Annotated in this window: 9 protein-coding genes; 8 read left to right on the top strand and 1 reads right to left on the bottom strand. The window is 69.4% G+C overall.

Going from position 1 to position 12,223, the window contains the following annotated elements; all coding sequences use genetic code 11:
• The 4 genes from PZB75_RS16310 (at position 1) to PZB75_RS16295 (ending at position 4,694) form a co-directional block, all read left to right on the top strand.
• Positions 1-807 carry a carbohydrate ABC transporter permease gene (locus tag PZB75_RS16310; protein WP_275536029.1) on the top strand — a complete coding sequence of 269 codons (807 nt, stop codon included), beginning with the start codon at positions 1-3 and terminating at the stop codon, positions 805-807.
• Positions 808-818: 11 nt separating this feature from the next.
• Positions 819-2,078: a Gfo/Idh/MocA family oxidoreductase gene (locus PZB75_RS16305; protein ID WP_275536028.1), complete on the top strand. Its 1,260-nt coding sequence runs from the start codon at positions 819-821 to the stop codon at positions 2,076-2,078.
• A gap of 207 nt (positions 2,079-2,285) precedes the next feature.
• Positions 2,286-3,938 (top strand): aldehyde dehydrogenase family protein, encoded by a 1,653-nt coding sequence (locus PZB75_RS16300; protein WP_275536027.1) that lies wholly within the window; start codon positions 2,286-2,288, stop codon positions 3,936-3,938.
• Positions 3,939-4,130: 192 nt separating this feature from the next.
• Positions 4,131-4,694, top strand: a complete 564-nt coding sequence (locus PZB75_RS16295) for an EF-hand domain-containing protein (RefSeq protein ID WP_275536026.1) — start codon at positions 4,131-4,133, stop codon at positions 4,692-4,694.
• A 183-nt stretch (positions 4,695-4,877) separates the two neighbouring features.
• Here PZB75_RS16295 and PZB75_RS16290 read toward each other — a convergent pair whose 3' ends face one another.
• Entirely contained in the window at positions 4,878-5,648 is a 771-nt protein-coding gene (locus PZB75_RS16290) for a VWA domain-containing protein (RefSeq protein ID WP_275536025.1), read from the bottom strand.
• A gap of 137 nt (positions 5,649-5,785) precedes the next feature.
• On the opposite strand from PZB75_RS16290, the gene PZB75_RS16285 reads away from it, so the two are divergent.
• The 4 genes from PZB75_RS16285 to PZB75_RS16270 are packed head-to-tail and all read left to right on the top strand — an operon-like array spanning position 5,786 to position 12,027.
• Positions 5,786-6,304 (top strand): hypothetical protein, encoded by a 519-nt coding sequence (locus PZB75_RS16285; protein ID WP_275536024.1) that lies wholly within the window; start codon positions 5,786-5,788, stop codon positions 6,302-6,304.
• A complete protein-coding gene (locus PZB75_RS16280; RefSeq protein ID WP_275538734.1) occupies positions 6,301-6,954 on the top strand; it encodes a hypothetical protein in 654 nt (217 codons plus the stop codon). The genes PZB75_RS16285 and PZB75_RS16280 overlap by 4 nt, the downstream gene beginning before the upstream one ends.
• A 4-nt stretch (positions 6,955-6,958) precedes the next feature.
• Complete coding sequence (locus PZB75_RS16275; RefSeq protein ID WP_275536023.1) at positions 6,959-11,734, top strand: putative T7SS-secreted protein; 4,776 nt, start codon at positions 6,959-6,961, stop codon at positions 11,732-11,734.
• Positions 11,731-12,027 (top strand): hypothetical protein, encoded by a 297-nt coding sequence (locus tag PZB75_RS16270; RefSeq protein WP_275536022.1) that lies wholly within the window; start codon positions 11,731-11,733, stop codon positions 12,025-12,027. Before PZB75_RS16275 ends, PZB75_RS16270 begins: the two co-directional genes overlap by 4 nt.
• Positions 12,028-12,223: the final 196 nt, after the last annotated feature.

Raw genomic sequence — 12,223 nt, 5'->3', positions numbered from 1 at the left:
ATGACCAAGCACCTGCCCCGGCTCATCCTGCTCCTGGCCGCCGCGTCGGTTCTCTTCCCCTTCCTCGCGCTCTTCAGCGCCGCCCTCCAGCCGCAGACCGAGCTGTCGCCGGGCCTCGCCTGGCCGTCCGATCCCCACTGGGAGAACTTCGCCACCGCCTGGACCACCGCGGGTTTCGGCTCACTCCTGAAGTCGAGCGCCGTGATCGCCCTCGGCGTCGTACCGATCGCGCTGATCCTCGCGACACTCGCCGGATACGGCCTGGCGTCCATGCGTCTGCGGGTCAAGGGCCCCCTGTTCGCGTCGCTGATGCTGGGCATGGCGCTGCCGTACGAGGCGATCGTCATCCCGCTCTACTACGACCTGCAAACCGTCGGCCTGCTGAACAGCTACTGGGCGGTGATCCTGCCGCTGATCGGACTGTTCATGCCCTTCGGCGTGTACTGGATGCGCACACACTTCGAGTCCCTGCCCCACGAGATCACCGAAGCCGCGGCGGTCGACGGGGCGGGCAGCTGGCGCACCCTGACCAAGGTGCTGCTGCCGACGGCCGGTCCGGCGCTCACCACGCTCGGCCTGCTGTACTTCATGTGGGCCTGGAACCAGTTCCTGCTCGCCCTGGTCCTGATCCAGGACCCGGCGATGCGCACCGCGCCCTCGGGACTCGGCAAGTTCGTCCAGCAGTTCGGCAAGAACATCCCGCTGCTGTCCGCCGGAACGATCATCGTGATCACGCCGATCGTCCTGCTCTACCTCTTCTTCCAGCGCCACTTCATCAAGGGCATCCTCCAGGGTGCCGTCAAGTAAAGGACTTTTCCGTGACCGTCACTCTGGCGATCGTCGGCGCGGGGGCCCGGGGGGCCTCGTACGCGCGCATCGCAGTGTCCGAGGGACTCGCGACCGTCACCGCCGTGGTCGATCCCGATCCCGTGCGCAGGGGGGCCCTCGCCGAGGAGTTCGGCCTCCCCGACGACCACGTCTTCCACGACTGGGCACAGCTCGCCGCCCGGCCGAAACTCGCCGACGCCGCCATCGTCGCCACACCCGACCGGCTCCACGCCGACCCGGCCGTCGCCCTCGCCGATCTCGGGTACGCCCTCCTCCTCGAAAAGCCGATGGCACCGTCCGAGGAGGACGCGCGCCGGATCGTCGAGGCCGCGGTACGCAACGACATCCTGCTCGGCGTCTGCCATGTCCTGCGCTACACCCCGTACTCGGTGAAGCTGAAGCAGCTGATCACCGACCGCCGGATCGGCGACATCGTCAGCGTCGAGCACCTGGAGCCCGTCGGCTGGTGGCACCAGGCCCACTCCTACGTACGCGGCAAGTGGGCGGTCGAGGCCCAGTCGTCCTCCATGCTGCTGGCCAAGTCCAGCCACGACATCGACTGGCTCGGCCACATCGTCGGCCGCCCCGTCGAACGGGTCTCCTCCTTCGGCGGCCTCCACCACTTCCGCCCCGAGAACAAGCCCGAGGGTGCCGGGGACCGCTGCGTCAGCTGCCCCGTCGAGCGCGCCTGCGCGTACTCCGCGGTCCGCATCTACGAACGCTTCCTCGGCGACCCGGTGTACGAGCAGTGGCCACTCGGCGTGCTCACCGACGACGTCTCCCCGGCCGGTCTGCGCACCGCACTCGCGGAGGGCCCCTACGGTGCCTGCGTCTACGCGGGGCACAACGACGTGGTGGACCACCAGGTCGTGAACCTGGAGTACGAGGGCGGGGTCACCGCCTCGTTCACCATGACCGCCTTCACGGCCCTCGACTTCCGCAAGACCCGGGTCTTCGGCACCCACGGTTCGCTTGAGGGCGACGGCCGTCGGATCACGCTGCACGACTTCCTCACCGACACCCAGCACACCTTCGACCTGGACCCGGACGGCGGGGCGTCGGCCGCGGACGGACACGGCGGCGCCGACACCGAACTCCTGCGCGCCTTCATCGCGGCGGTCGCCAGTGGGGACCGGTCGCTGGTGGGCTCAGGACCGTACGAGACCCTGGAGTCCCACCTGGTCGTCTGGGCCGCCGAACGGGCCCGGCGGGAGCGGACGGTCGTGCAGATGGCACCGGTGTCTTCCTGACGCCCCGCCCCCACGCGTGCGGCGGGGCCGTATCCCGGGTGCTTGGGTGTCGCGTCAGCGCCGGCCTAAGGGCTGTGCCGCAATCCCTGGGGCGTGCGGGACAGCCCTTAGCAAGACCGAATCCGGCCAAGGGGAAATACCACTCGTTCAGGGTAAAAGTCAGTCCGGACGGGTGAGAGTGGCGGACGGCCGCGAACAATTCGGGGCGTGACCCGTTCCCCCGGCGCGACGCCGCCCGCCTACCCCGTCCTCCTGGGCGGTGTGCCCGAGCCCGGTGAGGGCTGGGTGCACTGGCCCAGGAGCAGCGCGACGCTGTACGAGACGTACGACGTGCTCGCGCTCAAGGCACGCCTCGACCACTGCCGCGCCCAGCCGGAGGACCACACCGATCCGCGGCTGGCCGGGAAGGTGGCCCGGTCCACCGGTACGCAGGCCCTCGCGGCGCTCTCGTCGGCCCGCGCGGCGCAGCCCGCCTGGGCGCGGGTGCCGCTGGAGCGTCGGCTGGACTTCGTCCGCGCCTTCCACGACCTCCTGCGGGACCGGGCGGAGGAGTTCATCGCGGTCCTGGTGTCCGAGGGACATCCGGTACGCGTGGCCGACTGGGCCCTGTCGGCGGCGCTGAACCTGACGCACCCGGACACCGTCGACCACGCGCGGGCGGCCATGGTGTGGGAGGGGAGCCAGGCGGGCCGGCGGGTGCGGCTGGTGCGCAAGCCGGACGGAGTGGTGTGCCTCGACCCGGCCCGCAACGCTCCCCTGCTGACCGCCCTGGCCGGAATCCCGACGCTGGCGGCGGGAAACGCGCTGATCGTCAACGCCCCGCCGTCGGTCCCGCTGAGCGTCGCGTACCTCTTCCACGATCTGGTCGCCCCGCTGCTGACGCGGTACGGGGCCCCGCCCGGCACGCTCAGCGTGCTCTGCGCGCCGGCGCGGCCGGTGCTGCGGACGTGGCTCAACTCGCCGGACTGCGACGACATCTTCTTCTTCGGCGGCTCCGCCCAGGGCGCCGAACTCACTCGGTCCTGTCTGGAGCACGGCAAGAAACCCATCATGGAACTCGCCGGGAACGACGCCCTGGTGGTGTGGCGGGACGCGGACCTGCCGCGAGCGGCCGACGCGGCGATGGAGCGGTACCAGGGGTCGGGTCAGCTGTGTCTGGCGCCGAAGTTCGCGCTGGTCCACCCGGCGGTGGCCGAGGAGTTCACCGAGCTGGTATGCGAGCGGGTGGCCGCGCTGCGGGTGGGGCCGCCCGAGGACCCCGATGTCGTACTCACTCCCGTGGTCAAGCGTTCCCAGTGCAAGGACGTCCTCGACGACGCCGTGGCCAGGGGCGCCGAACTGCTCTGCGGGGGCGAGTTGGTCGACGTACGGGACGAGCCGTCGCTCCGGGGGCCCTTCATCAGACCGGTGCTGCTGCGCGTACGGGGGCTGCGGACGGCGGCGGCGATGCGGGCGGTTGCCGAGGAGACGTTCTTCCCGTTGATGTGCGTGATCGTGCCCGACAGCGCGCCGGGCGAGGCGACGGAGGCCGACCGTCAACTGCTGGGCTCCCTCATCGCCTTCGTCGATGCGAACCGGTACGGACTGCGCAACTCCCTGTGGGCGCGTGATCCGTACGTCATCGAGCGGTTCACCGACGAGGTGACCAACGGCGGCGTGCTGAAGGTCAACGACAGCCACATCGGCACCCTGCCCGTCCTCCCCATCATCGGCGGTACGGGACTCTCCGGCGGGGTGTTCGGCGAGGCCAACATCCCCTTCCTGCGCACCACCCGGCTCCAGGGGATCAGCATCGGCACCGGCGAGGCGGCGAGCTTCGACCACCTCGCCGCCGCCGGGTTCCACCACGCCCCCGAATAACGGACCGGAACCGGCCGTCCCCACGAGCCCGAGCACGAGCGCGAATCCGAGCACACCCAGGCAGAGGCACAGTCACAGTCACAGGCACACACAAACAGGCACACAGGCCCGAGCACGAGCAGAGCACCGCACACACACCGCGCACACGCACCCACGCACCCACGCACCCACGCACACGAGAGAGGCACGCCCATGACCACGCTTTCCGGCACCCCCCTGCTGCACCACAAGATCGATGTCTGTTTCCGGCACTTCGACGCCGACGACAACGGTTCGATCGACCGGGACGACCTGCTCACCCTGGGCTCCCAGCTGCTGTCGAGGTTCGGTGAGCCCGTCACCTCCCCCAAGGGCACCGCGCTGATGGACGGGATGACGCGCTTCTGGGACGCCCTCTCGGCCGTCGCCGACCTGGACGGGGACGGGAAGCTCTCTCCGGAGGAGTACCGCACGAGCATGACCGGCGCGTTCGTCACCTCCACCGAGGGCTTCGACGCATCGTTCCGGCCCCTGGCCGAGGCGGTCTGCGCGCTGCTCGACACCGACGGGGACGGCGAGGTGGACGAGCGGGAGTTCGAGGCGTGGCAGGAGGTGTTCCGTACGGCACCCGCCGACCGGGCCACCGCGTTCCGGAAGCTCGACGCCAACGGCAACGGCAGGCTGAGCGTCGACGAACTCCTCGCCGCCATCCGGCAGTACTACATCAGCCCCGAGGCCGACGCGGCGGGCAACTGGCTCTACGGGCCGCTGGCCTGAGGCGCGTGGTCGAAGGACCGGCAAACCGGCGACGTACCGCGTCGCCGGTCGCGGGTGCCCGGTCGCCGAAGTGCCGTCCCTCAGTTCTCAGTTCTCAGTTCTCGGCTATCGGTCCCCATCCCCTGACCGGTCCCGTCCTCGGCCCCTGTCCCCTGAGCGGTCCCGTCCCCGGCCGGTCGGCCCTCAGCCCTTGACGATGCCCGCGGCGCGGGCCGCGACCAGCCACTGCGGGAACTCGTTCAGCAACTCGTCGTAGAGGTACCCGTCGGAGAGTGACTTCGGTGACCACCCGGCGGCGAAGAACCCGGCGTTGTCGACCACGCGCCGCTCCGGCACCGGCAGGTCGTCGAGCTTGTGCAGGAAGCGGAACTCGTCGTTTCCGAACCCGACGAACTGCCAGAAGATCGGCAACTTCGCGGCCGTGCACAGCACATGCTCGGCGGCGGCCTTGGAGGTGGGCGAACCGTCGGTCTGGAAGATGACCAGCGCCGGGTCGGTGGCCCCGCAGGACTCGTAGTGGTCGATGACGGCCTGCATCGCGACGTGGTAGTTGGTGCGTCCCATGTGCCCCATGGACTCGTGGAGCGCGTTGATCCGGCCCCGGTAGGCGTCGAGGCTGATCTCGGCCGTTCCGTCGATGCCCGTGGAGAAGAAGACGACCGGCACCACCCCGTCGTCGTCGAGGTTGGCCGCCAGGGCGAGCGTCTGCTCCGCCAGGTGCTGCACGGAACCGTCCCGGTAGTACGGGCGCATGCTGCCGGAGCGGTCCAGCACCAGGTACACGGCGGCACGCTGCCCACCGACGTCGTGCTTGGCCAGCGAGACCGCGGCGGACTTGTAGAGGCTGACCAGTTCGGGAGCGCCGGCGGCGACCTTTTCCAGACTGATACCGACGGACACCGACAGCCGCTTGTCCTGATCGGTGCTGGGGCGCTTGCGATAATCGATGGCCATGCGTCGTGATTATCCTCCATTCCCGTCGGAACCGGCAGGTGTTGCACCGTGCTTGGGCCGGTACGACGGGGCTTGGACCGGGCATCTACGGTGCTTGGACCGGTAGGCGGGGGAAGACCTGGCGAAGGGGGTCCGGGATGGGTACGAGGCTTGCGGAGCAGATCGCCGAGCGGCGGGCGGGAGTGGGTGATCCACGGGCGCTGGTGGGTGAGTTACGGCGGGCGCTGGTGCTCGTCCCGTTGGACGGTGGGAGGTTGTGGACCGCTGCGTCGGGCGGGGTGCGCTGGGTGTACGGGTTCACGGACGAGGCGGCGCTCGCCCGGTTCGCGCGGGCACATGAGGCCGGGCCGGAGATTGGCAACGGTCGACTGCCGGAGAGCGACCGACCGGGGGCAGGTGGCCGGCCGGCGGAGAGCGGGCGGCCGACGGAGGGCCGTCGGCCGTGGGAGTACGCCGTGTTGCGTGGGGCGCGGTTGCTGGACGAGATCGTGCCGGCGATGGGTGAGCCCGCCGGGGTGGCCGTCAATGTGGCCGATCCGGACGGGTCGATGTTGTTTCCGCCGGTGTTGGGGATCGTGCCCGACGCCGTCGCCGTCGACACGGACGTACCGAGTGAGCCGAGTGAGCCGAATACGCGGGGCGGGGGGCGGGGCTGATGGGAGACGGAGCGGGGGATCTGCACGTCGATCCGGCGAGTGTTCAGCGGATCACCGAGGGACTGCGGGCCGCGGTCGCGGAGTTGCGTGAGGTCGGCACCGGGACCGGTGCGGTGCTGGGCAAGGGTTTCTCGGACCTGTCGATGACCGGTATGGAGGCCGGGCACCACGGTCTGTCGGTGGACTTCGAGGACTACTGCGAGCGCTGGGAATGGGGAGTCCGGGCGCTGGTCCAGGACGCCAACACCATCGCCACGAAGCTGGGGCTGGCGGCGGGGATCGTGTGGGAGGAGGACCAGTACGTCCAAGGCGCGTTCAAGATCGCGGTGAACGCCGGGGTGGGCAATCCGCACGCCTCCGAGGACGAGATCGTCAAGCAGAGCTGGGGTGATGTGTTCACGCCGGACTATCTGGATGTGGACTACAGCACCGAGTCGTTCCGGCAGGCGGGCGACGAGGCCGGGCAGACCTGGAAGGACACCGCGCGGTCGGTGGTGACCGAGGGCTCCGGAGGCAGCCGGGTGAGCGCGCTGAACGCTCTCATCGGCGTCGACCAGGACGACTTCGAGCGTGCCGTGGACGGTGCGCTCGGCCCGTCCCCCGAGGAGCGCGCCCAACGGCAGCCGGACGAGGGCAACGGGGGGAACTGACACCGTGGGCATAGGTGACCTGATCCGTGACGTCACTCCCGATGTCATCGAGGACAAGATCGAGGCCGGTACGGAATGGCTCGGCAACCGGGTCGAGGACGCCGGCGACTGGACCGCCGACCGGCTGGACGACGTCGGCTGGGACTCGGGCGCGGACTGGGTACGCGAACGGTCACGTTCGGTCGCCAACCGGATGGGCGCCGAGGCCGACGAGATGGACCTCGGGCAGACCGAGGACAAGGCGAAGCTGATCTACGGCAGTCCGTCGAAGATCCGATCCGGGGCAGCCCATCTCCGGGTCATGCAGGGCGCGTTCGACCAGGTCGGCGAGGGGCTCGGCGGCCTGGACTCCTCCGCGATCAAGGGGCAGGCGGCGGACGCCTTCCGTGCGACGGTGGCGATCGAGCCGCCGAAGTGGTTCAAGGCCGCCGACGCCTTCGAGAAGGCGGCCGGGGCCCTGGAAGCCTTCGCCGGGACGGTGGAATGGGCCCAGGCCCAGGCGCAGACCGCGATCGAGACGTGGAAGGCCGGGACCAAGGCGTCCGAGGAGGCGAGGGACGCGTACAACGAGCAGGTCGGCACCTACAACAAGGCCGCCGACCGCTACAACGCCCAGCCCGCCGACCAGCGCGACCCAGCCACTCTGCCGCCCAAGCCCGGCGCGTTCACCGACCCCGGCAAGGCGCGCATGGAGGAAGCACAGGAACTGCTCGCCGAGGCCAGGCGGCAGCGCAACACCGCCGCCGAGACCGCCCGCAGCGCGGTACGGACGGCGCGGGACGCCGCGCCGCCCAAGCCGTCGTACTCCGAACAGGCCTCGGACGGTCTGGAGGAGCTTCGGGTGGTGAACACCCATGTCGGCGGGGGCCTGCTCAAGGGCACCGCCGGGATGCTCACGTTCGTACGCGGCGTCAACCCTCTCGATCCGTACAACCTGACCCACCCCGCGGAGTTCGCGCTCTCACTGAACAACACCGCCGCCGGACTCGTCCAGGTCGCCAACGATCCCTGGGGCACCGGCAGGCAGATGGTCACCGACTTCATGAAGGACCCCGGCGAGGGTTTCGGCCGACTCCTGCCCGATCTGGCGCTGACCGTCGCCACCGGAGGCGCCGGGGCGAGTGTCAAGGGTGTCCGGGTGGCGAAGGAGGCGGCGGACCTGGCCTCCGGCGCCCGCAGGGCGCGTACCCTGCTCGACGACGCACCGGAGGGCACGCACCGCAGGACCGACGGCGAGCGCACCACCACCGGCACCGATCCGGTCGACCTGGCGTCGGGCCGGATGTTCCTCCCGCAGCTCGACGTGGAACTGCCCGGCGTACTGCCCCTGGTGTTCACCCGCCGCGTGGAGTCCGGCTACACCGCCGGGCGGTTCTTCGGCCCGTCGTGGTCGTCCACCGTCGACGAACGCCTGGAAGTGGACGCCACCGGGGTCATCCACGTCACGGCCGACGGCCTGCTGATCAGCTATCCGCACCCCGTCCCCGGCCTGCCCAGCGTCCCCGGCTCCGGCACCACCCGCGCCGCCGTCCTGGCCCGCGCCGAGAACGGCGACTACACCCTCACCGACCCGGACACCGGCCTCGTACGCCACTTCGCCGCTCCTCCCGGGACGGAACCGGGCGACGACGGCGATGCCTGGCTGGTCCGGACCGGCGACCGCAACGGCAACACCGTCACCATCGACCGCACCGACGACGGCACCCCTCTCGCGGTGGTGCACGACTGCGGGTACGAGCTGACGCCGACCGTGACCGAGGGCCGAGTTACCCAACTCGCCCTGCTGGAAAGGCCCGTGGCACGGGAAGGGCCGACCGCTTCCGAGGGGCCATCAGGCACGGAGGCCGGACGTGTCCGCCCCCTGATGACGTACGGGTACACGGACGGCAACCTGACCACCGTCACCAGGCCGTCCGGCGCGGCCCTGACCCTTGAGTACGACGAGCGCCGACGGATCACGGCGTGGATCGACTCCAACAACAGCCGCTACGACTACGTCTACGACGACCAGGACCGGGTCGTCGCCGAGGGCGGCGAGGCAGGCCATTTCCAACTCGCCCTGGAATACGGCGAGCCGGACCCCACCACCGGCTACCGCACCACCACGCTCACCACCGCCGAGGGACACGCGACCCGCCATCTGATCGGCGACGGCTGCCGCGTGCTGGCCACCACGGACCCGCTCGGCCACACCACCCGCTTCAGCTACGACGCCCACGGCAACCGGCTCACCCGTACCGACCCGCTCGGCCGGACCACCGCCTTCACCCACGACGGACACGGCAGACCGACCGCCGTCGTCCGCCCCGACGGCAGCGAGGTGCGCACGGAACGCGACGCCCTCGGCCTGCCCACCGCGTTCACCGGGCCGGACGGCGCGCGTTGGCAGCAGGAGTTCGACGACCGCGGCAACCGGACCGCGGTCACTGATCCGGCCGGACACACCACCCGGTACGCGTACGACACCCGCGGCGGGCTCGTCTCGGTCACCGACCCGCTGGGCGCCGTGACCACGGTCCGCTGTGACCCGGCCGGCCTGCCCAGGACCGTGACCGATCCGCTCGGCGGGGTAACGCGCTACGAACGCGACGGGCTCGGGCGGCCGTTACGCGTCACCGACCCACTCGGCGCGGCCACCACCTTCGACCGGACCTCCGACGGCCATCTGTCCCGTCGCACCGGCCCCGACGGCGCGACGGAGTCATGGACGTACGACGGGGAAGGCAACTGCCTGACCCACACCGACCCCGTCGGCCAGGTCAGCGCCTTCGAGTACGGACACTTCGACCAGCTCACGGCCCGTACCGGTCCGGACGGGGTGCGCCACGAATTCCGGCACGACGCCGAACTCCGCCTCACTCAGGTCCGCGGCCCGCAGGGAGCGACCTGGGACTACACCTACGACCGGGCGGGCCGGCTCGTCGCCGAGTCGGACTTCGACGGACGCGCCCTCACGTACCACCTGGACGCGGCTGGTCAGGTCACCGCCCGTACCGACGCCACGGGACGGACGATCGCCCTCGTACGCGATCCCCTCGGCCGGGTGATCCGCAAGGACGCGGCGGGCCGTACGACCGACTACGCCTACGATCCGGCCGGACGTCCGGTCCAGGCGACCGGCCCGGACAGCGAACTGATCAACCAGTACGACCGCCGGGGACTGCTCAAGACCCAGATGGTGGACGGCCAGGTCATCACCTACGGATACGACGCCGTCGGCCGGCGCACCCACCGGACCACTCCCACCGGACGCCGCACCACCTACGGATACGACCCCGCGGGGCGGCCCACCCACCTCACCAGCGGCGACCACCGTGTCGGCTTCATCCACGACGCGGCCGGACACGAACTGGAGCGCGCCTTCGGTGACGCGCTCACCATCACCTCGACCTGGGACGCGACCGGCCGCCTCGCCACCCAGCACCTCGCCACCACTCCCCGTACCGACACCCGTACCGGGTCACCCCGCACCCTCAACCACCGCACCTACACCTACCGCGCCGATGGCCACCTCACCGCGCTCGACGACACCCTGCGCGGCCACACCCGCTACGACCTCGACCCGGCCGGCCGCGTCACCACCGTCACCGCCGCCGACTGGACCGAGAACTACGCCTACGACGCGACCGGGAACCAGACCTCGGCCACCTGGCCCACCGCCCATCCCGGCCAGGAAGCCACCGGACCCCGTGCCTACACCGGCACCACCCTCACCCGCGCCGGACACGTCCGTTACGAACACGACGCCCTCGGCCGCATCACCCTGCGCCAGAAGACCCGCCTGTCCCGCAAACCCGATACCTGGCGCTACATCTGGGACGCCGAGGACCGCCTGACCTCGGTCACCACACCCGACGGCACCACCTGGCGCTACCGCTACGACCCGCTCGGCCGCCGCACCGCCAAACAACGCCTCAGCCACGACGGCGAAACCGTGACCGTCGCCGAGGAAACCCGCTTCACCTGGGACGGCACCACCCTCTGCGAACAGACCACCACCTCGGCCGACCTGCCGAACCCGGTCACCCTGACCTGGGACCACCGCGGCACACGCCCCTTGGCCCAGTCCGAACGCATCCTCGACGCCGACACACCCCAACACACCATCGATGAGCGCTTCTTCGCCATCGCCACCGACCTCATCGGCACCCCCACCGACCTCATCGACGAACACGGCACCCGTGCCTGGCACTCCCGGGCCACCCTCTGGGGCACCACCACCTGGAACACCACAGCCACCACCTACACCCCACTCCGCTTCCCCGGCCAGTACCACGACCCCGAAACCGGCCTCCACCACAACTACTTCCGCCACTACGACCCGGAAACGGCCCGCTACCTCACCCCCGACCCGCTGGGACTGGCGCCGGCCCCGAACCCCGTCGCCTATGTCCACAACCCGCATACCTGGTCCGACCCACTCGGGCTCGCGCCCGCATGCCCGGACGACATAGAAACTCAATCCATTTACAAGGCACCCCAAAGGGGCCAAGGCAATTTTCAGGAAATTAATGGATACTTGAAGAGAGATTTTCCCGGCGGCCCGGACGACCCTTACATGAATGGTCTTGTCTATTTCGCGAAGGAACGGGAACTCGCAGAGGCTTATGCCCGTCATTACGGTGAAGGCATCATCGAGGTCAGGATTCCACGGAAGGACTATGATGGCGTGTACTCAGGCTACGAGAGGCCGTACGAAGGAGGGCCACTGACAGAGCTTGAAATACCCAACAGCGTAGTGGAAAACCTTAACCAATACCCGAGGATACGACACAAATGACCGATTCAAATGCCTGGGAAAACGCTAAAAAGAGTCATCCCGTTGGTTCCAGAATCCGAGGGACAGTGCGAGCGAGGTTTGATTTTGGAGCGTTCTTGGAATTGGAGGGAACTCCCGACATCAAGGGGTTCATTGACGTCATCTCGTACCGTCCCGACGGGACGGGACGGGATGTTGCGGCATCTCTTCCCGGCGTCGGCGACACCGTTGAAGGCACAGTGGCAAGTCTGGTCGACAGAGATCAGCAGATTCGGATCCGGGTCGGCTCGCCGTTCTGGCAAGGGGAGCGATGATTGCTTAAGTCCATGGACAAACCACCGAACCGCTTCCAATATTGTCCAACGCCATCCCGTGTTCGAAGTCATCGGGAGGGCAACCGATTCGGTCGGTGGAGCCTTCCTGGTGCCATACAGAGATACACATGCTTGAGATCGACAAAATTGGAAGAATCTCAACGGGACCGGATGCGGGTAGGTTCGTGAAATTACA

It is taken from the genome of Streptomyces sp. AM 4-1-1 (assembly GCF_029167625.1).
Taxonomy (GTDB): Bacteria; Actinomycetota; Actinomycetes; order Streptomycetales; family Streptomycetaceae; genus Streptomyces.
Note: the sequence above shows the minus strand (reverse complement) of the source record. Positions and strands in the feature narration are given on the sequence as shown.